Source organism: Exiguobacterium sp. R-17 (genome assembly GCF_049913315.1).
In the GTDB taxonomy this organism is placed as follows: Bacteria; Bacillota; Bacilli; order Exiguobacteriales; family Exiguobacteriaceae; genus Exiguobacterium_A.
Genome location: NZ_CP184372.1, coordinates 1,255,947 through 1,277,718, shown reverse-complemented (window position 1 = coordinate 1,277,718; position 21,772 = coordinate 1,255,947). Strand labels below are relative to the sequence as shown.

General features: G+C 46.6%; 25 protein-coding genes and 1 pseudogene. 14 read left to right on the top strand and 12 right to left on the bottom strand.

The genetic code is table 11. The features are described from left to right. Positions 1 to 61: 61 nt before the first annotated feature. From ACN9MT_RS06640 to ACN9MT_RS06630, 3 genes are all read right to left on the bottom strand, one after another. Entirely contained in the window at positions 62 to 445 is a 384-nt protein-coding gene (locus ACN9MT_RS06640) for a hypothetical protein (RefSeq protein WP_426273049.1), read from the bottom strand. A gap of 1 nt (position 446) precedes the next feature. Then, positions 447 to 647: a helix-turn-helix transcriptional regulator gene (locus ACN9MT_RS06635; protein ID WP_290787341.1), complete on the bottom strand. Its 201-nt coding sequence runs from the start codon at positions 645 to 647 to the stop codon at positions 447 to 449. A gap of 137 nt (positions 648 to 784) precedes the next feature. Further along, positions 785 to 1,009 (bottom strand): DUF2188 domain-containing protein, encoded by a 225-nt coding sequence (locus ACN9MT_RS06630; protein WP_290749717.1) that lies wholly within the window; start codon positions 1,007 to 1,009, stop codon positions 785 to 787. A gap of 146 nt (positions 1,010 to 1,155) precedes the next feature. Between ACN9MT_RS06630 and ACN9MT_RS06625 the strand changes: the two genes are divergently transcribed. From ACN9MT_RS06625 to solA, 3 genes are all read left to right on the top strand, one after another. Then, positions 1,156 to 1,626 carry a DUF2975 domain-containing protein gene (locus ACN9MT_RS06625; protein ID WP_035408382.1) on the top strand — a complete coding sequence of 157 codons (471 nt, stop codon included), beginning with the start codon at positions 1,156 to 1,158 and terminating at the stop codon, positions 1,624 to 1,626. A 486-nt stretch (positions 1,627 to 2,112) separates the two neighbouring features. Beyond that, positions 2,113 to 3,858, top strand: a complete 1,746-nt coding sequence (locus ACN9MT_RS06620) for a methyl-accepting chemotaxis protein (protein WP_426273048.1) — start codon at positions 2,113 to 2,115, stop codon at positions 3,856 to 3,858. A gap of 70 nt (positions 3,859 to 3,928) precedes the next feature. Continuing rightward, a complete protein-coding gene (gene solA / locus ACN9MT_RS06615) occupies positions 3,929 to 5,071 on the top strand; it encodes an N-methyl-L-tryptophan oxidase (RefSeq protein ID WP_426273047.1) in 1,143 nt (380 codons plus the stop codon). Between the two features lie 58 nt (positions 5,072 to 5,129). Here the strand turns inward: solA and ACN9MT_RS06610 are convergent, their stop codons facing one another. Beyond that, the gene (locus tag ACN9MT_RS06610) at positions 5,130 to 5,399 is read right to left on the bottom strand and encodes a hypothetical protein (RefSeq protein WP_329470694.1); all 270 of its coding nucleotides are present in this window, start codon (positions 5,397 to 5,399) and stop codon (positions 5,130 to 5,132) included. 150 nt (positions 5,400 to 5,549) lie between these two features. Between ACN9MT_RS06610 and ACN9MT_RS06605 the strand changes: the two genes are divergently transcribed. Both ACN9MT_RS06605 and ACN9MT_RS06600 read left to right on the top strand, forming a co-directional pair. Next, positions 5,550 to 6,068 carry a transcriptional regulator gene (locus tag ACN9MT_RS06605; protein ID WP_426273046.1) on the top strand — a complete coding sequence of 173 codons (519 nt, stop codon included), beginning with the start codon at positions 5,550 to 5,552 and terminating at the stop codon, positions 6,066 to 6,068. Positions 6,069 to 6,143: 75 nt separating this feature from the next. Then, a complete protein-coding gene (locus ACN9MT_RS06600; RefSeq protein WP_426273045.1) occupies positions 6,144 to 7,226 on the top strand; it encodes a hypothetical protein in 1,083 nt (360 codons plus the stop codon). 232 nt (positions 7,227 to 7,458) lie between these two features. On the opposite strand, the gene ACN9MT_RS06595 is transcribed toward ACN9MT_RS06600, so the two are convergent. After that, entirely contained in the window at positions 7,459 to 7,809 is a 351-nt protein-coding gene (locus ACN9MT_RS06595) for a cupin (protein ID WP_426273044.1), read from the bottom strand. A gap of 184 nt (positions 7,810 to 7,993) precedes the next feature. Here ACN9MT_RS06595 and ACN9MT_RS06590 point away from each other — a divergent pair, with 184 nt between their 5' ends. Genes ACN9MT_RS06590 through ACN9MT_RS06580 form a run of 3 tightly spaced genes read left to right on the top strand, consistent with a single transcriptional unit; the run spans position 7,994 to position 9,869 of the window. Further along, a complete protein-coding gene (locus ACN9MT_RS06590; RefSeq protein WP_426273043.1) occupies positions 7,994 to 8,221 on the top strand; it encodes a PLDc N-terminal domain-containing protein in 228 nt (75 codons plus the stop codon). Beyond that, positions 8,218 to 9,102, top strand: coding sequence for an ABC transporter ATP-binding protein (locus ACN9MT_RS06585; RefSeq protein WP_426273042.1), 885 nt, complete (start codon positions 8,218 to 8,220; stop codon positions 9,100 to 9,102). Before ACN9MT_RS06590 ends, ACN9MT_RS06585 begins: the two co-directional genes overlap by 4 nt. Continuing rightward, positions 9,099 to 9,869, top strand: coding sequence for an ABC transporter permease (locus ACN9MT_RS06580; protein ID WP_426273041.1), 771 nt, complete (start codon positions 9,099 to 9,101; stop codon positions 9,867 to 9,869). The genes ACN9MT_RS06585 and ACN9MT_RS06580 overlap by 4 nt, the downstream gene beginning before the upstream one ends. Positions 9,870 to 9,915: 46 nt before the next feature. On the opposite strand, the gene ACN9MT_RS06575 is transcribed toward ACN9MT_RS06580, so the two are convergent. The 5 genes from ACN9MT_RS06575 to nikA are packed head-to-tail and all read right to left on the bottom strand — an operon-like array spanning position 9,916 to position 14,919. Continuing rightward, positions 9,916 to 10,713 (bottom strand): ATP-binding cassette domain-containing protein, encoded by a 798-nt coding sequence (locus tag ACN9MT_RS06575; RefSeq protein WP_426273040.1) that lies wholly within the window; start codon positions 10,711 to 10,713, stop codon positions 9,916 to 9,918. After that, a complete protein-coding gene (locus tag ACN9MT_RS06570; RefSeq protein WP_426273039.1) occupies positions 10,710 to 11,516 on the bottom strand; it encodes an ABC transporter ATP-binding protein in 807 nt (268 codons plus the stop codon). The genes ACN9MT_RS06575 and ACN9MT_RS06570 overlap by 4 nt, the downstream gene beginning before the upstream one ends. Then, positions 11,513 to 12,358, bottom strand: coding sequence for a nickel ABC transporter permease subunit NikC (gene nikC, locus ACN9MT_RS06565; RefSeq protein WP_374120232.1), 846 nt, complete (start codon positions 12,356 to 12,358; stop codon positions 11,513 to 11,515). The genes ACN9MT_RS06570 and nikC overlap by 4 nt, the downstream gene beginning before the upstream one ends. Further along, the gene (nikB, locus tag ACN9MT_RS06560; RefSeq protein WP_290757121.1) at positions 12,355 to 13,296 is read right to left on the bottom strand and encodes a nickel ABC transporter permease; all 942 of its coding nucleotides are present in this window, start codon (positions 13,294 to 13,296) and stop codon (positions 12,355 to 12,357) included. The genes nikC and nikB overlap by 4 nt, the downstream gene beginning before the upstream one ends. A gap of 12 nt (positions 13,297 to 13,308) precedes the next feature. Then, positions 13,309 to 14,919, bottom strand: coding sequence for a nickel ABC transporter substrate-binding protein (gene nikA, locus ACN9MT_RS06555; protein WP_426273038.1), 1,611 nt, complete (start codon positions 14,917 to 14,919; stop codon positions 13,309 to 13,311). Between the two features lie 254 nt (positions 14,920 to 15,173). Here nikA and ACN9MT_RS06550 point away from each other — a divergent pair, with 254 nt between their 5' ends. Next, the gene (locus ACN9MT_RS06550) at positions 15,174 to 15,731 is read left to right on the top strand and encodes a hypothetical protein (RefSeq protein ID WP_426273037.1); all 558 of its coding nucleotides are present in this window, start codon (positions 15,174 to 15,176) and stop codon (positions 15,729 to 15,731) included. Positions 15,732 to 15,786: 55 nt separating this feature from the next. On the opposite strand, the pseudogene ACN9MT_RS06545 reads toward ACN9MT_RS06550, so the two are convergent. Then, a pseudogene (locus ACN9MT_RS06545) lies at positions 15,787 to 16,200 on the bottom strand (diguanylate cyclase domain-containing protein); the annotation flags it as partial. Positions 16,201 to 16,227: 27 nt separating this feature from the next. Further along, the gene (locus ACN9MT_RS06540) at positions 16,228 to 16,743 is read right to left on the bottom strand and encodes a GAF domain-containing protein (RefSeq protein WP_426273036.1); all 516 of its coding nucleotides are present in this window, start codon (positions 16,741 to 16,743) and stop codon (positions 16,228 to 16,230) included. A gap of 382 nt (positions 16,744 to 17,125) precedes the next feature. Between ACN9MT_RS06540 and ACN9MT_RS06535 the strand changes: the two genes are divergently transcribed. From ACN9MT_RS06535 to ACN9MT_RS06515, 5 genes are read left to right on the top strand one after another with little or no spacing between them, the layout of a single operon-like run. Further along, the gene (locus ACN9MT_RS06535; RefSeq protein ID WP_426273035.1) at positions 17,126 to 18,118 is read left to right on the top strand and encodes a siderophore ABC transporter substrate-binding protein; all 993 of its coding nucleotides are present in this window, start codon (positions 17,126 to 17,128) and stop codon (positions 18,116 to 18,118) included. 20 nt (positions 18,119 to 18,138) lie between these two features. Continuing rightward, on the top strand, positions 18,139 to 19,134 hold the full coding sequence (locus ACN9MT_RS06530; protein ID WP_426273471.1) for an ABC transporter permease: 996 nt from the start codon (positions 18,139 to 18,141) through the stop codon (positions 19,132 to 19,134). Beyond that, positions 19,131 to 20,195 (top strand): iron chelate uptake ABC transporter family permease subunit, encoded by a 1,065-nt coding sequence (locus ACN9MT_RS06525; RefSeq protein ID WP_035408411.1) that lies wholly within the window; start codon positions 19,131 to 19,133, stop codon positions 20,193 to 20,195. Before ACN9MT_RS06530 ends, ACN9MT_RS06525 begins: the two co-directional genes overlap by 4 nt. After that, entirely contained in the window at positions 20,192 to 20,944 is a 753-nt protein-coding gene (locus tag ACN9MT_RS06520) for an ABC transporter ATP-binding protein (protein ID WP_426273034.1), read from the top strand. The genes ACN9MT_RS06525 and ACN9MT_RS06520 overlap by 4 nt, the downstream gene beginning before the upstream one ends. A gap of 27 nt (positions 20,945 to 20,971) precedes the next feature. Continuing rightward, entirely contained in the window at positions 20,972 to 21,667 is a 696-nt protein-coding gene (locus ACN9MT_RS06515; protein WP_426273033.1) for a dihydropteridine reductase, read from the top strand. Positions 21,668 to 21,772: the final 105 nt, after the last annotated feature.

Below are 21,772 nucleotides of genomic sequence, written 5' to 3'. Positions count from 1 at the left end.
ATGTGTCTTCTTATAATGTATTACAGTATTTCTCCTACAGATGCTCAACTATCATTCCTTTTCATCTATAAGATCGTGCTTTGATGAACTCAATGATTGGTAAGATAACTAAAGCAATCGCGAATAAGACGATCAATAACAGATTAGCTGATTTATGTAAAAAGTAATCGAGACAGATACATCCAAAAATCAGGACGATCAGAATTTTGTAGCTAACGAGCCCACTCTCCGTCGTAATCTTTTCTCCAAGTTCATCATTCGGCGTCGGTCGACTGTCTTCTCCTGAATGTGCCCACGTAAAATATGAGAAGAACATGATCATCAGAATAGCCAATTGCACGATCGAGAAGAACGTTACATTGTTTTCGAAGATCATACTAATGATAGTAAGACTCGCAAGTATCACGAGCGTCACTAAAAATAGAACTGTTTTTTTCTTGGACATCTCATTCCTCCTGTTCTGAAATGAACAGATGATCGACTTGTGTTCGTAAGACTTTGGCGATATTAAATGCTAATTGTAAAGTCGGATCATACTTGTTGTTTTCAATCGCATTGATCGTCTGGCGACTGACCTGACAGCGGTCAGCCAGTTCTTGTTGCGATAATTTTGCCGCTAGACGTCGCTCTTTGATGTGGTTTCTCATGTTCATTCCTCCACGACGTGTCAAATCCTTTTTACATCTCAACTGTAATGAACTTCCATCATTATGTCAAAAACTTTTGACATGACAATCATTAAAAAGACACACTCTCATGATCAGAACGTGTCATATATGATGGCTCAACCTCGTGGTGGAAATGGATCATGTCCGTAAGAATCTTTTTCGCGAATCTGTCCCTCTTTGTTATGAATGACAAGCTCCGTCTTCTGTTTTTTCGCAATCCGACGCCCTTCTGCGATCGCTTCCTTCTGTGTAGCGAATCGCTTCGTTGCTCGAGTCGCACCGGCAGCTTTCACTTGATAACCACCTTTAGGATGCGGCATGACATGTTGATCTCGTTTCATCCTATGCCCTCCCTATACTTAATCTATTTCACTTTCATGAAATTGTTTTGTCGTGCGAGTGTCTCTTCACTTGAATTTTCTACTAGCTTATCAGGAGATACAGTATACTAAAAGAAACGTTCGCCATCTTGAAAGGGGTTGATATCGTGAATCATTTTGTCTGGCAAGTTCGATTTTTACGCTTTATCGTCTTCGGCGTCATCTTCAGTCTATTCGGCTTAGCTGGACTTGGTATTCCCCTTGTCTGGCATGGTATCATGAAAAATTTATTACTCGAACGACCTGGTTACAGTGTTCTATTGACCGCATACCTTATTTTCATTCCGACTCTTATGATTTTATTTCATGCGCTCCGCATCCTCCGATACATGTCGACGGCTCCTCCGGTTTTTCCGCTCATCACGGCTTCCCTTCAATCGATGAAATTGTCTTTTTATATCGTTACTGCTTTAATGACATGTCTTTTTCCCGTCTTTTTCTATATCGGTCAGATTGACGACGCACCTGGTGTGATTATCATCGGTATAGGTTTAGTTCTTGCTCCATTGACAATCGGAACACTACTTTCCTGTATTCAGCAATTATTATTACACTATGTGTTGCCTATGAAATCCTAAACGTCCACGACCGAAGAATAAACGTTCATGATTATTTTTTTATTCTAACTGTTGCCTGTTCTATCTAACACTTTATTTAATCCCGCTCTTAAGAGTGGGATTTTTTAGTTCGTGTCACATTGATGGCTGTCCTGATGTCCCTGCTTTAACAGGATTTTTGATTGACAACGTAGACATGTCATCAGACGAAAACTCGCTTTTTTTGTACTGACTGCGTGTCTTCGTAATTCATTTTCATATACATGTCTTGCTTTGATTCGATGATCGACTTCACTTTCCATCTCGATCCCTCTTCCCTCAATTTGTATTTTTTTCTATTTAATATGTGCCCTGAATCATTCTTAATAAATCCTTTTTTTAGAAGAAATAGTTTGTCTTCCAGCAGTGACATAAAAAAAATCGTTAAAAGGTCCTGTTTAATATGTATTTTACCGACCGATAAATGAATTATAGATAGAAAATATGAGTTGAGAGGACTAGTTACACGTGAAGAACACAACCAAGAACCATTCCATCCGAACACGACTTTTAGTAATGATTAGTTTAATTTTGATCGCCTTTTTTGTTTTTAGTAGTCTGGCCTTATACTTCAATACGAAGCAAACTGCGGTTTCAACGCTTAAAGCGACCGCTGAAAAGGATGCTTTACGTATCAGCAAGACAATCAACACGGCGGCTTACAGCGAATTTCTACAATCGCCTATCGCGTCTGAGCAATATGAAACGTTACGAAATGAACTTGATACATTACGCAAGCAAAACGGACTCTTGTATACATACACAGCACGCATCGACCAAAACAAGGTCCGTTTGCTGATTGACGGTCTCCCTAAGAAAGATGCCTCAAAGATTAATGAACCGGCGAGTGGCGCAAAAGTTACTGACATGAAGGACGTATTAAATGGTGGAACACACGCGACGGACATCATTAATGATCCTGTGTATGGGCAGTATATGAGCATCTACGTTCCGTTAAAGGATGCGTCTGGTCAAATCATCGGAATTCTTGGCGTCGACATCGCTGCGAAGGAAGTCGATGCGCTTACGACGGATCTATTACAACAAAACGCTCCGATTTTCATCGGGTTAATGCTCCTGCTGTTAACGATCACCCTCGTCTTGCTCTACTTCGTCCTCGGTCGAAAATTACGTCCGCTCGAGACGTTACAGAAAGTCGCTGCCTTGATTGCCGAGGGGCGACTGGATCAGGCAAAACAGACGTTGACCGATTTGACGATTGCTTCGAGAGACGAAATCTATGCGCTTGCGATCTCGATTCGTGATATGAACGAGATGCTACGGACGATGATTGTCGACATCAAACAGACGGCCACTCTCGTCTCGACGACGAGTCAATCGATTGATCAAAGTACATCAGAAGTACTCGACGGATCTGAGCAAATCGCTCATACGATGTCGGAAATCGCAGCGGGAACTGAAAGTCAGACGCAGGTCACGCTTTCATTGAATGACGAGATGAATCGGTTCGCAGCATTGATCGAGACGACGAATCAGTCTGGTGTCGAAATTCAAGGAACGACGGAGCAGATGGCAACACTGACGCGAGTCGGACGGGATCAAATGTCCGCTTCCGTCGAACAGATGCGCCACATTCATCAACATGTCACCCAGTCTGCTGAACAGATTGATCTACTGAAACAGCAATCATCGGATATTCAAACGCTCGTCGGCATTATCCGCGGTATTTCCGAGCAGACGAATCTACTTGCCCTCAATGCCGCGATCGAAGCAGCACGGGCTGGTGAACAAGGCAAAGGCTTCGCCGTCGTTGCGACCGAGGTCAAGAATCTTTCAAGCCACGTCGCAAGCAGTGTCAGTGAAATCGCAACAATCGTCACCTCGATTGAAGACAGTGCGCAACAGATGCAACACAGTTTCAAGACAACGGTTGAAGCAACAGCAGCCGGTAAGCAGATCGTCCTTGATACAGATACAACGTTCGAACGGTTGACGGATCAAGTCATGTACGTCTCGTCAGCAACACAGCAGATGACGCAACAGATGGAAGACGTCTTGCAGGCAGAACGATTTATTCGCAATGCCTTGACGGAAATTGCCGCTGTTGCGGAAGAGCATACGGCAAGTAACGAGGAAGTCGCCGCTGCGTCTGAACAGATGATTGCGACGATCACAACGTTGCATACGCTCGTAGGTGATTTAAACGCACGAACGGAACACTTAGAACAAGAAGCCCGTCGCTTCGAGATTTGATATCACATTTGTCATGTTTTGGTTCTCACTTTATACTGGTATGAATATACATATGAAGGAGTCGAACCAGATGTCCCAATATGATGTCATCATCGTCGGTGCTGGATCCATGGGAATGGCTGCCGGTTACTATCTTTCACAAACCAATCAAAAAATCTTACTACTAGACGCCCACAATCCGCCGCATGATCAAGCAAGTCATCACGGGGAGACACGGATCATCCGCCATGCCTATGGTGAAGGGGAAGCTTACGTACCGCTCGCGTTAACTGCGCAAAGCTTATGGTACGAGTTAGAACAGATCAGCGGTCGGAACTTGTTCCTAAACACCGGAGTCTTAAATGCCGGTCAACGCTCGTCCCGTTCGATGCAGACGATCATCAAGAGTGCTGAGCAGTATGATTTGCCGCTCGAGGTCCTGACGGCTGACGAAATGAGAACTCGCTGGTCCGGTTTAACAATGCCCGACGATTATATCGGCTGCTTCGAACCGACGTCTGGAGTATTGAAGTGCGAGGATTGTATTGAAGCGTACCGTGACCTTGCTGTCGCGAACGGTGTCGACATCCGGACGAATGCAACAGTGACGACACTTACTGCTCATGCCACTGGTGTTAACGTGACGGTTGGATCAGACATCTATTCAGCTGACGCGTTGATCGTCGCAGCCGGTGCTTGGTCTGGTCCGTTGCTCGAACAGACCGGACTCTCCTTACCGCTTCGCCCGGTCCGCAAGACGTTTGCCTGGTTTGAAGCGGCGGAAGAAGTATTCAACGACGCGGTGTTCCCTGCCTTCGCCTTTGATACACCCGCCGGTTATTATTACGGTTTTCCAAGAATCGCTCAAGCCGGTCTGAAAATCGGACGGCACGATGGTGGCATCTCGATTGATCCGAATCATCCACGCCGTCCATTTGGTCAAGAAGCCGGTGATCTGGCAGATTTACGACAGTTTACGAACACATTCATACCTTCGATCGATACCTTATCTCATGGTAAAGCATGTCTTTATACGATGACGCCAGATGAGGACTTCATCATCGATCTGCACCCGGACTATCCGCACATCGCGATCGCCGCCGGCTTTTCCGGTCACGGATTCAAGTTCAGCAGCTTGGTCGGAAAAGTACTCAGTGAATTGATCATGGAACAATCGACGAATGAACCGATCGCACCGTTCGCCATTGAACGATTTGCGAAACAAGGCATATGAAATGACAAAGACCGGCAACGAAAATTCGTTGTCGGTCTTCTCTTTCAACGGTATGATTTCACACCGATTCCTTCGATTCTTGCTGATTTTTTGCAGCTAGTTTTTCATGCTGCTTTTTTTCATCTTCACTCCACCAGCCGTGGATAAATAATACGAGTCCAACGAGCAATGCACTTATCGGGAAAAACGATAAACCGTATTCTCCAAGGTTTTCTCCTAGAAATTCGGGTGATAATTCAATATACGCTTGGAATAATTGAACGATGAAGAATAAGAAAAAACTAGTAACGAGTGCATATGTACCATAGCGATAACTTATATTTTTCATATGATGACTCCTTTCTTTACAATATTCTAGTATAAATCATTCAAGAGAGGCATCACATTTCCTCTTTTTTCATTATCATTTTTAAGAATGTTTTCAAAAACATGCTAAGATAGTTTTAGGAAACGATTAAATGAAGGAGGGGAACACGACGTGAACTTTAATCTCTTCAAAAACCATGTCCGTTTTAAGATTGCGCTCGAATTGATTGATCTCGATGATGGTTTATCAATCATGCAACTGAATCAACGCTTAACGGATGTACCGCAGTCGACCTTATACCGGCAAGTTAATGCGATGATGGACGATCAGTTGTTGAAAGTCGTCGCCGTCCATCGTGTCGGAAAAGTCGAGGAGAAAATTTATGCCTTGAACACAAGCGGTTATCAAATTAGCGAAGCAGACTGGAACAGTGCGACGTACGACGAAAAAGTGAATTTCGTCTCGTTCTACTTCATGTATGTCTTACAGCAGTACCAAACATACTTCGAACAGACCGTTCAAATGGAAGGTCAGGACCACTCGACGTTCTCAATTGCTAAACTGCAGCTGACGGATGAAACCTTCAATGATTTCCAACAGGACATGCGGACATTGCTCGAAAAATATCATCAATTGGAGACGGAAGACCGGGCAAAAGAACGGACCGTCTCACTCGTCATCTTACCGTAACTATTCTCTGTTTAAGGAGGCTGTTTTTATCAAAATGAAACGAGATCATATTGCGAGGGAGAGAACATGGACCCTATGAAACACATCAAAGAAGATCTTGATGCAATTGTAATGGACACGTTGAACATAAAAGCAGAGCAGATTCTTAAGATTGGTGAAGGAGCTTGGCACACTGTGTATCAATTAAAGAGAGTAGATGATCAAGACCTTGTAATTCGAATGAAAAAAAATGATGCTTATGGCGAATTACAACAGATTGATGAACAAGAGTTGACTACAGAGTATGAGTCAACGAAAGCTTACTATTTACACGCCAATACAAGTGACCAACATGTCTGTCCTGACTTTTATGAATATTTTATTGAAGATGACACAGTATTCACAGTAGAAACTTTCATGGGTCGTGGAACAGACTTATTGTTACTCAATCAGAATAAAGCCCATTCTTACGGTACGAAATTAGGACAAATTTATCACAATATACATAACCATAAAATATCCATTAAAGGTTTCGGAGAACTGCGCTGGCAGGCAGAAACTTTACAAGGTAGCGATTTAAGAAACAGTGATACATTATGGCAGGAAGAAAATAACCATGTCTTAACCGCTTTAAGTACACTCATTCATTCTAGCCTTCGCTTTGATAAAGAAAAAGTCGATAAACATATTCATGCTTTAATTAAAAATAGACGAACTCAAATTCAAAATATCTCTCTCGTGAATCAAGATGTAACCCCAGAAAATTTAATCTTAAACAATGAGCAGATCGCAATCATTGATCCGTTTCCAAGATTGGATTTTGATTTGAAATATACGGCTTACTTTGTTTTTTGTTACAAATTTCTGTTACCAGCCTTTTCGAATGCACCAAGATACATAAATCAAGCGTATCAAGAAAAAAGTAATGTGTTAAAAGAAATCGCTGATGGATTTATAAGTGGATACTTCTTTAACGTGGTTGGAGACGAACGCACCACTCAAATCCGACGATTACTGGATGAATATACGTTATGGATATTGCAAGAAGCGTATGAGCACTATGAAACCTTACGACAACCTCACCTCAATCATAAAACAACGCAACAGATGGGGAATCGAGAAATGATAACTGCTCGGTTGCATCTATGCCTCGAAGAATTAGAAAAATGGTGTACGTAATAAGAGTAGATGCTGACTCAAACTGTAGTCTCTACAAAGATAAAAAGAATGATGCTTTACACGCAACTCTTACAGGAAAAGCGCAATTTTGCGCTGTCAGAGACAAACAAGACCCGCTTTCCTGCTTGGATGAAGCAGGAAAACTGGCTTGTGTCTTGCCTGAGGAAAGGGCGCGAGAAAGCGAATCATTCTTTTTTTGAGTCAGCCTCTTTATGTATCATGCTAGGTTTTGTTAAACGGAAACGAGAGATGATGTATCGAGTTCTTCACTTTCGATTACAATCGCCGTTAAACCCGTATCTGTCTTCGTTTCGTGCCATTCTCCTTGACTCCAAAACACGGCTTCCCCACTCTGAACGTTTATGTAGTCATCCGTTTCCCCTCTTACCCAACCTTCACCCTCTACAATTAATAGAAGTTGCGGTACGACAGCCTGGTGATAACCGACTACACCATCCTTTTCTAAATGAATACATCCGATGTGCGTCACTTTTTCCGTCTGCATGATCCGTGACATCACAAAGTTCGAATCGAATCTCGTAATTTTTTTACCAACTTCTTTTTTGAATTGATAAATCTGCATATGACCTCCTATAAATCATAATTCGTCTTTCATTCAAACTAATCAATCTATATGTCATTTGGAAAATTTTGATAAGAGAAGTTTATCACAGCTGTAATGGATTGAAAACAAACGGTAATTCGCATCGGTCATTGACTTTTCTATTTTCATTATTGATAATGGAAATAGAAAAGGAGGGTGTTTCATGAATACAGATTTCTCTGCCTTATCACACATCGACTGGGAACGCTTTTTGCCCCTATTATTGATTTACATCTCCATCAACCTGATTCTACTCAGCTGCGCCTGTATCGATTGGTTTAGACGCAAGGACCGGATTGCGACACCGGCAATATGGTTGATGGTCATTCTCCTCGTCCAGCCGATTGGCTCGATTCTTTACTTTGTCCTCGGAAGGAGGACGACGGTATGATTCAGATTTCCCATCTCCAGCTTTCACTTCAACGACGTCTCATTCTAGACGATATTTCCTTTACGATTAATGAACATGAGTGTCTCGGACTGATTGGTCCGAATGGTGCTGGAAAGACGACACTCCTGAAATGTCTGAGCGGCATGATCGAGAGTGACCGTGGTTCGATCACGATGTCTTCGCGCTCCATCCGTCAACAGCAGCAATCGATCGGCTACTTATCACAACAGACCGACTTTAAGCCTTGGATGACGTGCGAACAATCATTACGTTTTTTCGGTCGCTTATCCGGTCTTGATCGCGCAACGTTAAATAAGCGGATTCCAATTGTCTTACAAGAAGTGGGACTACACGCTCAACAAGCAGAAGTCATCGAACGCCTGTCCGGCGGGATGCGCCAACGTCTCGGAATCGCCCAAGCGATCTTACATGAACCGATATTTTTGATTCTCGACGAACCGGCTTCCGCCCTAGATCCGAGTGGTCGACATGATATCAATCAATTGATCCTCCGTTTAAAGAAACGGATGACGATCATCGTCTCGACACACCTCTTAGAAGATGCGAAAACGTGTTGCGACCGTTTCCTCGTCATCAAACATGGAAAATTGCTTGGTCCGCTCGACAATCAACGCAACGTTGATCAATACCGGATTCAAGTCGAGACGCTTACACCTGTCCTATCGTTTTCTGCGACGCTATTTCCACGAGTCGAGATTAATCGAATCAACCCATGCTGCTATCAATTCTCTGCACAGCAGCCACTTGACCTTTCAGAGTTAGCGACCACCTTGATTCAACTAGGATGGTCGATTGCTTCGATTGCCTATCAACCGATTGGACTCGAGGAACGGTTCCTCGATATGGTGGCGGACGTATGAGGACGTTTTATACACTGACGCTGACCGAGTGGTTGGAAGCGTGGAAAGAATGGAAAATCGTCTGGTTACCGCTGTTCTTCATTGCTCTCGGCGTGACGCAACCATTGCTGTTGATGTATATGGATGTCTTGCTCGCACACGTCGGAAACGCGGATGGCATCATCGTTGACCCAAATCGTCCTGCTCCGCAATCACTTGACGTCTTCAGCGCAACGATTCATGGACAGTTCAATCAGCTTGGCTTGATCGTTCTGATCATGAGCTTCATGGGACTGCTAGCGTCAGATCGCCAAACCGGCATGCAGGATTTCATTTTAACGCGTCCTGTTTCTCGGAATGTCTACCTGCTATCGAAATGGTTCAGTCACGGTATGATCAGTTTATTCGGAATTCTAATCGGGGCAGTCACGTCCTATTGTCTGACCGTCTATTGGTTCGGATTCCTTTCACCGATGCTTGCGCTACTCATCATCCTCGATTTTAGTCTTTGGACGTTGTTCGTCGTTAGTCTGACATTACTGATCAGCACCTTCTTGCAACGCGCTGTACCAATTGGCATCCTATCGCTCGTCGTCTCCTTGCTTCTTGTTGTACTTCCTTCTCTAAAGCCAGACGTTCTATTTTTCATGCCTGGTGCGCTTCTGTCAGTTCCATCGAACACATCGTTTTTTTCTTCGTCCCATCTGTTCGGTGTCATTTCTTGTCTCGTTTGGATTGTCCTCACACTCGGCTGGTCGGCACTTCGGTTCCGAAAAACGGCTTACTGATCCGGCTCTACAACAAAAAAGGATAACGGAAGCGTTCAGCAGTCCGTTATCCTTTGTTTGGTTGTGTCTTTCGAATCGTTCGTTGTCTTGGGTGCATGGCAAGCTTCGCTTGACGCATCCGTTCAACGGCAGGATCCGTCGCAGCATCGAACGCCGCTAGACTCGGGTAATGTCCGACAAGGCGTCCCTGCTCCAAAATCGCAAAGCTGTCACAGAGTTGTTCGGCAGCTTTAATGTCATGCGTGATGAAGACATATGTTAAGCCATGTTTTCGCTTTAAATCAGCCAGTAATTCGAGAATCAATCGTTTGTTGACCATGTCGAGACTACTGACCGCTTCGTCTAAAACGATCAGTCGTGGTTCAGCAGCAATCGCTCGCGCAATTGCGATTCGCTGGAGTTGCCCGCCACTAAACTGCGCCGGATATTTCGTCAAATCCGTCGCCTTGAGCCCGACTTGTTCGATTAACGTCATCAAGCGTTGTTGCCGCGCCTCTCCCTTTAAACGAATGAAGTTATCGAGCGGTTCCGCAATGATATCAGCCGCTGTCAGTTTCGGATTGACAGCAGCAAACGAGTCCTGAAAGACGACTTGGACGTCACCTTGAAACGGACGTTTTGTCGCGTAACGATCGACACCGTTAAACCAGATCGTTCCGCTCGAGGGACGTTCGAGTCCAAGCAATAGTCGTCCGAGCGTACTTTTCCCGGCACCGCTCGATCCGAGCAACCCGAGACAGCGTCCGGCTTCAAGAGTCAATGAGACTTCGTGTAAGACAATCTGTGCTGGTTGAAACCGGCGCTTGTAGACATGCGAGACTTGATCAATTTGCAGTAGACTCATCCGAGCGCCTCCCTTCCGATATGCTGTGCGAGAAGTGACTGCGTATACGGATGCTGCGGTCGATCAAACAATTCAAAGACATCCGCCTGTTCGACGATCCGTCCTTGTTGCATGACGAGGACTTCGTCTGCAAGTTCAGCGATCACACCGAGATCGTGCGAGATGAGTAACATCGCCGTTCCGTAGGTCGCCCGCATCCGTTCAAGTAACTCAAGAACCGTCTTTTGATTGAAGACGTCGAGCGCGGTCGTTGGTTCGTCGGCAATCAGGACGCTCGGGCGAAGGGCGACGGCTAATGCAATCATGATCCGTTGCAACATCCCGCCACTCAGCTCGAACGGATAAGCTTTGAGCAACCGGGCGGCATCTGTTAGATTAACTTCTTCAAGTGCCGTCATCGCTTGCTGTTTCGCTTCACGCTTTGAACAACGTGAATGGGTCTGAATCGTCTCGATCATCTGGTGCCCGATCGAGTAGACCGGTGTGAAGGCACTCATCGGATTTTGCATGATGAATGCAATCTCACCGCCCCGAATCGACCGAACAGCGCGTTTCGATAAGGAAAGGATCGATTTTCCGTTCAGTCGGATATCACCGGTCACGTCTGTCGTTTGCGGATTAAGCAGACGCATCAACGCAAGACTCGTCACTGTCTTCCCACAACCACTTTCTCCGACAAGACCGAGGATTTGACCTGGTTGAATCGAGAACGATACCTTTTCAATCAATGTCACCTGTTGTTTCGTACGGACGGTCAGACCGTCGACAGCTAATATCGGTTCGATACGGGCACCTCCTCTCATTTCATCGTTTTTGATACACCGAATCGTTCTGCTAACTGTTCTCCTACTAGGTTAAAGCTAATGATGACGAGCATGATCGCGAGTCCTGGATAAATCATCAATTCCGGATTCGTCCGGATGTACGATTTTCCTTCATGAATCATCGCACCCCACTCGGCTGTCGGTGACTGGACACCAAGCCCGAGGAACGACATCGCCGAGATATCCATGATCGCCCAGCCCATCTCAAGAGTCCCAATGACGAGTAGCGGCGGTAAGATGTTCGGCAGGATGTGCGTCCGAATGATCTTCCATGAAGATGAACCGTTGACGCGAGCAGCGGCGATGAACGCTTCCGTCTTCAACGTCATGACCATTCCGCGGAACATCCGCGCGTAATAAACCCACTGGACGAGCATCAAGGCGATGATGACCTGCTTGAGACCCGGACCAAAGATACCGACGAGACCGAGGACGAGTATCAGACTCGGAAACGCCATCACACCGTCGCACAGACGCATTAAGAGTTGATCAACCCAACCGCCACGATAGCCGGCAAGTGTTCCGACGAACAATCCGATTGCAAGTGAGGCGATGAAAATCAACACGGCACACCCGAGTGAGATCCGCGCACCATAGATCAAGCGCGACAAGAGACAACGTCCGAGCTGGTCGGTTCCGAGTGGATAGGCTGACGAAGGTCCATGAAGCTTTTGTGTCAAGTCGACGAGATTCGGATCATGTGGCGCAATCCACGGTGCGAACAACGCAACGCCTGCCATGCCAATCAAGACGAGGGCACAGAGATAAAGTAGCGGTGTGTACCGCGACCGAATCATCGTTGCTGGAAGTGGAGTATTCATACTGCTCCTCCTTTTTTCGCTAGTCGTGGATCGAGCACGGCTTGAATGATATCGACGAGCAAACTGCTGCCGATGAAGACGAGTGCCGCGAGAAAGACGTAGCCTTGGATGACCGGCATGTCTCGATCAAAGATCGCTTCGATGAAGTAGCGACCGAAGCCGGGCCACGAGAAAACGGTCTCGACGATGATCGTTCCCGTCAGCAACTTCCCGAGGTTCATCCCTAGACCCGTGATCATCGGCGGAATCGCCATCCGAAGGACGTGTTTGCCAAGAATCCGTCCTTCCTTTAATCCACGTGTCCGGGCAAACAAGACATACGGTTCATTCAATGCTTCAATCACACTTCCGCGCAGCAATCGTGTATACAAGGCAATCAACGGAAAGGCGAGTGTCAATGCCGGTAAGATCAAGTGCATCACACTTCCCGTCCCACCGACTGGAAACCAATCAAGCTTTACGGCAAAGAAGAAGATGAACAGATATCCGAGCCAAAACGACGGAATCGAAGCCCCGATGAAGGCGATTCCCCGACTCAGATGGTCAAAGAAGCCATTTTTCTTAATGCCGGCAAGGAACCCGAGTGGAATACTGATGACAAGCGCCAGCAACAGACTCGTCAAAGCCAGTTCGACTGTCGGTGGTAAGCGGAGCAAGACATCTTCAAGGACCGGTTTACCCGATAGATACGATGTTCCGAAATCAAGCTGCGCCAAGCGGATGACGGCATCGATATATTGTTTATAAAACGGTTGATCGAGCCCAAATTCTGCTCGTTTTGCCGCGAGCAGTTCATCCGTCGGTTGGATATGGGCAGCAGATAGATAGGCCTGTGCCGGATCAACTGGCGATAAATGAATCAACCCGGTCAGAATCAAGACAGCAAGTAACAAGATCGGGATGACGGATAGTATACGTTTGACGAGGAAGACCCCCATGTCATCCCTCCTTTACTTGATTCCGATACGCGCGAATGGACTCTCGTCTCGGTTCGCTGGGAACTGGAAGTTCGTCACGTCCGATTGATAGATCGCCATCTTCTTTAAGTACGAGATTGGAATTAACGCACCTTGATCTTGGAGCGATGGCAGAATGTCGGCGTACATCTTCTGACGCTTTGTTTCGTCCGTCGTCTTCAAGACATCTTTGATCTCTTGCAAGAGTTTTTCTTTATTCGGATAAGCCGAAATCGCTTCCTTGAAGCCGAAGCCATCTGTATCAATCAAGTTCACGAACGTATGCGGATCATACGGCGCACCGAAGTTACTGTAGAAGTTGATATCAAACCGGTTATCCTTGAAGCGCTGGACTTGATCCGGTAGTTCGACAGCTTCTGTCTTCAGCTCGACACCGATTTTTGACCATTCCGACTGAAGTGTCTCGGCCATCGCCTTTTGGACCTGTTCTGCTGCGTCATACATCATCCCGATTTGCAATGGTTGACCGTCCTTGACGCGAACCTTCTCACCTTTCGGCAGTTTCCAGCCTGCTTCGTCAAGAAGACGATTCGCTTCCTTGACGTCATAATCCCGTTGCTTCACTTTCAGGTTCGACGTGTACGGCATGTTCGGTGGCAACAAGTAGTCAGCTGGGGATTCTAGTCCTGACGTGATTCCTTCGACGAGGGCGGCTTTATCGAACCCGTGCTGTAACGCCTGGCGGACGCGTTCGTCAGACAGACGTTTATTTTTCGTGTTCAAGACGAGGAGACGCGTCGCGACTGGTTCAGACATCTGCGTTTTGTACGACTTATCCGTCTTCAACTGGTTGAAGGCATCGATGCTGATCGCCCCTTCCCCGTAAATCAGATCAACCTGTCCTTTTTCGAGTGCTAAGACGCGTGTCTCCGCATCCGGGATGATGTCGACCTTGATGTGATCGACGTTCGGCTTCGGTCCCCAGTAGTTCTTGTTGACCTTAAACGTCGCGTACTGATCCGGTTTGTACTCGTCGAGCATCCATGGACCTGTCCCGACTTCCTTTTTGACACCTTTCGATGTATCGCCGTTCTCCGGGAATCCAGCCTCTCCGAGGAAACGTACCGGACGGACGACCGCGAGTTCCTGAATCGTCGGGTAATAGGCTTCGGATAATGTCAGACGGAATGTCTTCGCATCAACCGCTTCCGTCTTCTCGATTTTCGTGATGAACCCAAGCCAGCTATGTAAGGCTTTTTGTTTAAGGATCGCATCAAAATTCTTTTTGACGATGGCTGCGTCGAACGTCGAGCCGTCCGAGAACTTGACACCGTCACGGAGCGTGAACGTATACGTTTTTCCGTCTTCAGAAATCTTCCAAGACGAGGCTAAGTATGGCTCAAGCTTTCCACCTTCGCCGTAGTGGACGAGTGGCTCATAGATCATCGACTGTGCAAACAGTTGTGATGGGTTATAGACGTGTGGGTTCATCGTTCCAACGTCGCGTGGCCACGCGAGCGTCAATGTATCTTTATCTTTTCGCTCTCCTGTCGACTCGCCCGGGTTCGAGCAGCCGATCAATAATGATGTCAAAGACAGGATCGAGACGGTAGAAATCAGTAATTTTTTACGGTTAACGTTCATGGTAAGCAGATCCCCCAACTTGTATTGATAATCATTTTCAATTGTAAGAGGGAAAGATAAGGATTGTCAATGAATAATCTAGATGTTGACTGGACTTTAAGCGCTTTTTGACAGGGTTTCCAAACTTAACTGAGCCACATTCTGAGTACGTCTCTTTTTTGTAAATAATTGTAATCAAATACGTTAAACGGTATCCTAATCTGTAGGATATGTCTCTTGTGCAACAAGACGATTCGTATTGAAAGGATGATGTTATGTCACGACTGGTTTCCGCCGTCTCGCTTGTGTTTCTCGCTCTCCTCTTAGTGCTTCCTTTGCTAATGATCGATGGACTGATTTTATCCGTCGGAGATGTTTCCTACGACTCGTTCGTTGGTTGCCTTGTGTTTCTCTTATGTTTCTATCTCACGAGTCTCTTTGTTAGCATCATCTTCGACGGAGCGATGCGTGCGTTCGGTGGACTTTTTAAGCGCCCTGTCTCGAACGTACTCTTTGCCGTAGTGAACTTTTGGGTAAGTTTAAGTGTCTTGCTTTGGATGGATCTCTACGTTAAGTCCATCACGATTTCTCTCGCGACGAAAATCGTACTTGTGTCCGTACATACGGTATTGTTTTACTTGATTCATCGATCGGGAGATTCGACTGCTAAAGCTTCCGAAGTCACCGAATCACTTGATCCAGTCGTAAAGGAAGCCCTCCGCTTGTTAGAAAATGAGGATCCTGTGACATGTGTCGAGACGTTGTGTCTCAGGTTTCCTGACCGTCCGAAAAAAGACATCATTCGGATCGTCCATCGCCTTCATAGCAATTAAAAAGACCTGATCGTTTCTGTGAAGACTCAGAAGCGTCAGGTCTTTTGATATTCGTTCATTTCTTCGCCATCTCATAAAACTGATACGTATTCTTTCCTGACGACTTAGCGGCATATAGCGCGACATCTGCCTGCTGTAGCAAGGTTTTTAACTCTGGACGAAATTCGGTGTCATACATTACAATCCCGATACTTGTCGACACTCGGTAGTCTGTTTCCCACTCACTTAACGAAGTGACGATCCGCTTCGCGAGTCGCTCCCACCCTTCCCTTGAATCAGCATGACCGAAATGGAGGATGAACTCATCGCCTCCTAGGCGCACGGCCATCGCATCGTCTTGTTCGCGCACGAACTGTCGTAGACGTTGCGCGACCTCTTGCAAAACAATGTCCCCCGTCTCATGTCCAAAGACATCGTTGACTTGCTTAAAGCCATCGAGATCAAGGAAGAACACCGCTCCTGTCTGTCCGGGATGATCCTCGAACTGCTTCGTTAATTAGCGCCGATTATACAGTCCTGTCAACGCATCCTTCCAAGCATGACGCTCAAGCTCTAAGTAGTACAGAAAGAGTCGGACGATCCGTTGCAGCAGCTGAACATTCTTCTGTTCATACAAGCTGACCCGATTATTGATCGCACATAACGTGCCGAACGTTTCCCCGCTCGTCAAGACGATTGGAATCCCTAAGTAGGACCGGACGTGAGCCTCCTCCAAACCTTTTCGCCAATCGCCGAGTTGTTCCGCGTTCGGAATATCTTCGAGGACGACCGGCTGTTTCGTCTCGAAATCAACCAGTTTACATAATGATTGGTTCAATTCAATCTGCATGCCTTCCACCATCGGAATATCTGCTTTATCGTTTGCAATCTTTAACATCCGTTGTTGTCCTGCTTCGATTGCTGATAAGTACAACATCTGATCCGGTAAAATCTCTTTTGCGAAATCGAGTACATCGTCAGCAAGCTCATCAAAATTTTGATACATCTTCAATTCTTCAAATGGTTGATTCATACAGCACCTCATTTCAAAGTCGTCTTCTGCGGTGTCTCTGATTTGAAAATTTGATACATATATTACCACTTTCTCTTTTTGAAGTCGTCTAAACCTCTGTTGCTTAAAAGCGTCCGATGGTCCTATTTCTATATCCAAATGAGAAGGATTATCATTTTTTTATTTTTGTATATTTTATAGAAGTAAAAAACTGTTTCAGGTAATTCCTTGGAAAATGGCGTTGCGTCTTCCGAATTCGTTTGCTATGATTCTCAGTGAACATGACAATGATAATCATTATCACTTATTGAGGACAGATTAATCAGGTAGACATACATAATCCATCTGCTGCTCAATCCGTGATTTATGTGTTATCAAATCAAATATGAGGAGCTGAATCATCATGGGGAAATGGAAAACACCACTCGTCGTGAGTTCGCTTGCTGTTTTACTCGCAGCATGCGGGAATGCAGGAGAAGCAGACACGAAGAAGGACGCAGAAGCACCAAAGACGGTCAAAATCAAGGACGCACACGGAACGGTCAACGTTCCGGTTGATCCGAAGAAAGTCGTCGCACTCGATAACCGGACATTTGAGACGCTTGCCGCATGGGACGTCGAACTTGTTGCAGCACCAGTCGGACTGCTCCCGGCTGAGTCACCTTATGCAAAAGATAAGGATATCGTCGATGTCGGCATGCACTTCGAACCGAACCTCGAAGCGATCGCTGGTGTCAATCCGGACGTCGTCATCGTCGGGCAGCGTTTCGCTGATCATTATGAAGACATCAAAAAACTCGTTCCAAACGCCGCTGTCATCGATCTTGACATCGCATTACCGGAAAACTCTGGTACGCCAGGTGAGTTACTCGTCAAAGGACTTGAAGATACGACAGAGACACTCGGACAGATCTTCGATAAAAAACAAGAAGCGGATCAGCTCGTGACGACACTCGAGCAATCGATCAAAGACGTCAAAAAATCGTATAACGGACAGGACAGCGTCATGTCGGTCATCGTCTCGGGTGGCGATATTGGATTCTCAGCGCCGATGAGTGGACGTGTCTTCGGACCGATGTATGATTTGTTCGACTGGAAACCAGCCCTCGAAGTTAAACAAAAATCAGGGAACGATCAAGGTGATGAAGTCTCGGTCGAAGCGATCGCTCAAAGTAACCCGGACTGGCTACTCGTCCTTGACCGTGACGCGCCACTCGGAAACGCAGAAGGTGCCGTACCGGCGCAAGATGTCATCGACCGTGCGCCTGCTCTACAAAAAACGAAAGCAATCAAAGACGACAACATCGTCTATGCACCAAAAGATACGTACTTAAACGAATCGATCCAGACGTACTCAGAATTATTTACTGACATCGCGAAAGCGCTCAAGAAGTAATGGCACATGCACAGCAACAAATGAATGGAAGAGTTGAGCCACCCGCTCGACCTTCCTTTTCTGTCGTTTGGACGAAGCCGTTCGTCTTGACCTTATGTCTCGTCTTAGCGCTCGCAACGGCGTCCCTCTTCACCGGCGTTTACGAACTACGGAGTGCCGCGAACGATTTCGATATGTTCTGGATCACGCGCGTTCCGCGAACACTTGCCTTGATGCTGACCGGTGCTGCGATGGCGATGGCAGGACTTGTCATGCAACTGATCACCCAAAACCGGCTCGTTGAACCAACGACGACGGGAACGATCGAATGGGCGGGACTCGGACTGTTAGCCGTTTACTTACTCGTTCCGGCACCGTCGCTAATGATGCGGATGACTGGTGCCATCGTGTTTGCATTCATCGGGACGATGGTCTTCTTCTGGTTTCTCCGTTCGGTCCGACTGCGGTCATCATTAATCGTCCCAATCATCGGTCTGATGCTCGGAGCCGTCATCTCTGCGATTTCGACGTTCCTCGGCTTGTTCTTCCGTGCCAGTCAGGCAATCGAAGGCTGGTTCGTCGGTTCGTTCGCGTCCGTTCAGATCGGTCGCTACGAGTATCTCTGGATCATTATCGGAGTCACGGTCTGTATCTTCTTCCTTGCGAGTCGCTTGACGCTCGTTGGGCTTGGCGAAGACATTGCGACGAGTCTCGGTGTCAACTACAACCGGCTGATGCTGATTGCGACCGGACTAATTGCCCTATCCGTCGGTATCGTCGCGACTGTCATTGGCAATTTGCCCTTCCTCGGCTTGATCGTTCCGAACATCGTCTCGATGTTTCGCGGTGACGATCTTCGTAGTAATTTGCCGTGGGTCTGTCTGATTGGCATGGCAACAATTCTAATTAGTGATCTGATTTCACGCACGATCATCCGCCCGTTTGAACTGCCGGTCTCCTTGATTCTCGGAACGGTCGGAGCAGCCGTCTTCATCATCATTCTGTTACGTCGGCGGAAGACTGGAGGTGTCAGATGAGTACCGCGATTAGACAACAAGAACATACAAGAAATCAACCGAGCGTTACACGTGAAACCAATCGCCGGGCGTCTGCCTTTCAGTCGAAACGACTCGAGCGCCGCTACTGGATTCTCCTCATCCTGTTCCTTAGCGGCGGAGTGTTCAGTACGATTGGTCTCTTGCTCTACAATAATCCGGTTCCAGTTGATTCTCCGTCTTTTTGGCCGGTCGTCGAACGCCGGATCACGGCAGTCATCACGATGGCGATTGCAGCAATTTGCCAAAGTCTCGCGACCGTCGCCTTTCATTCGATCACGAGCAACCGGATCATAACACCGTCCCTGCTTGGTTTTGATGCTCTTTACTCAACGATCCAAACATCAATGATCTTTTTCTTCGGTGCGGGAGCACTCGTTGGCTTTACCGGCACGAGCGCCTTTTTAACACAGGTTGCGATCATGCTCGCGATGAGCCTCTTGTTATACGGCTGGTTATTGTCTGGTAAGTACGCGAACTTGCAATTGATGTTACTCGTCGGAATCATTCTCGGTACTGGTCTCAACTCGCTATCGTCATTCATGCGAAAGATGCTCGCGCCGTCCGAGTTCGACATCCTACAAGCGCGCCTGTTCGGTTCGGTCACGAATGCCGACGCAGCTTACTTCCCGATCGTCATTCCGGTCGTCCTCGTAGTTGGTCTGTTGCTCTACTTTTCGTCCGGACGACTCAACGTCGTCGCACTCGGAAAAGAGGTCGCGACATCGTTCGGTGTCAATCATCGCGGCAGTGTCATCTACTTCTTGATTTTGATTTCACTCCTGATGTCGATGTCGACGGCTCTGATCGGACCATTGACGTTCTTTGGTTTCTTAGTGGCGACGCTCAGCTATCAAGTCGCTGCGACATACGATCATAAATATGTTTTCCCGATGGCATTCGCAATTGGTTTCTTCGTTTTAACGACTGCCTATTTCTTCATGTATCACATTTTCAACACGCCAAGTGTCGTCTCCGTCATCATCGAACTGTTCGGCGGGCTGATTTTCCTTATCGTGTTGCTTAGAAAGAGGTCCCTATGATATCACTCGAACAAGTTAAAAAATCGTATACAGACGATGTCAGAATCGGTCCAATCGACTTAACGATTCCAAAAGGCGGTTTCACGGCGTTGATTGGTCCAAACGGTGCCGGTAAGTCGACGACGTTAATGATGATCGGCCGTTTGCTGGATCTCGATGCCGGGCAGATCGAAGTCGCTGGCATGGATGTGACAAGTAGTAAATCAAAAGATTTAGCAAGGATCATCACGATCTTGCGACAAGAAAATCATTTCGTGACCCGGCTGACGGTCCGACAGCTCGTCGGTTTCGGACGGTTCCCCTACTCACAAGGTCGCCTGACAGCGGACGATGAGACGATCATCTCGAAATACATTGATTTTCTCGAGTTGACATCGCTTGAGAACCGCTATCTCGATGAATTATCGGGTGGACAGCGGCAACGAGCTTATGTTGCGATGGTTCTTTGTCAGGAAACGGAATATGTCCTACTCGATGAGCCACTTAATAACCTCGATATCGCCCGTTCAGTCCAGATGATGGGTTATCTACGACACGTCGCTGATACGTTTGGACGAACGATCATCACCGTCTTGCACGATATCAATTTTGCCGCGAAATACTCCGATCACATCTGTGCGATGAAGGACGGACAAATTGCCGCCTTCGGAACAGTCGCCGAGGTCATGGATGAAGCGCTATTATCCGAGATCTTTGAGACACGACTTGAGATCATTGAAGGTCCGTATGGTCCGATTGCTGTCTATTGATACTTTAATTGAAATGAGGAATGAACGATGCAGATCGATTGGCTATCCCTAGAACAAGTGACGCAAGAGGGCGAACATACCTATACGTTTCATTTAAAACTTCCAGATGATTTCGTTTGGGAGGAAGGCGCACACACGCATATGGCGCTAGAAGGGTTTAATGCAGGAGAAAAGCCGAACCGCACTCTGATCCGGCATATGTCGATTTCAACGTTGCCTAGCGAGGGAACGATCGGGATCACGACACGGATCAAACCGGCATGTTCCGTCTTTAAGCAGACACTTCAGCAATTGAAAATGGGTGAAAAGATTGCCTTATTCAAGACGCACTCGAATATTCCACTGCGTCGGGAAGGTCGTACGGTGTACTTACTCTCAGCAGGCGTCGGTTTGGCAACGTTTCGTCCGATCATCTTGCAACATCAGGCTGATAGAAGTGGCGTTCCTCATCTACACTCGTTGAACGTCGATTCTACGCGCACTGAACTATTTAAAACTCAGCTTCCTTCACATGAGCAGTTTAGCCCGGCTTATGTAGAGAGTCGCGCTGCCTACTACGATGCTGTCAAAGCGATGACAGAGGATAAGGAAGGGTTGTTCTACATCGTTGGCAGTGATGAATTTCTCCGAGACACGATTGACGTGTTGCAGACTGCTAACATTCCGGCAGCACAGATCATGATTGATAAACGTCAGGACCAGCGAGATACGTTTTTAGCATAAGGTACCAATGATTAGACTTCAGCATTTACTGGAGTCTTTTTGTTTTCTCAAAATAAAGAATCGGTATGTTATCTGTAAATATTTGTTATGATAAGTGCATCAACT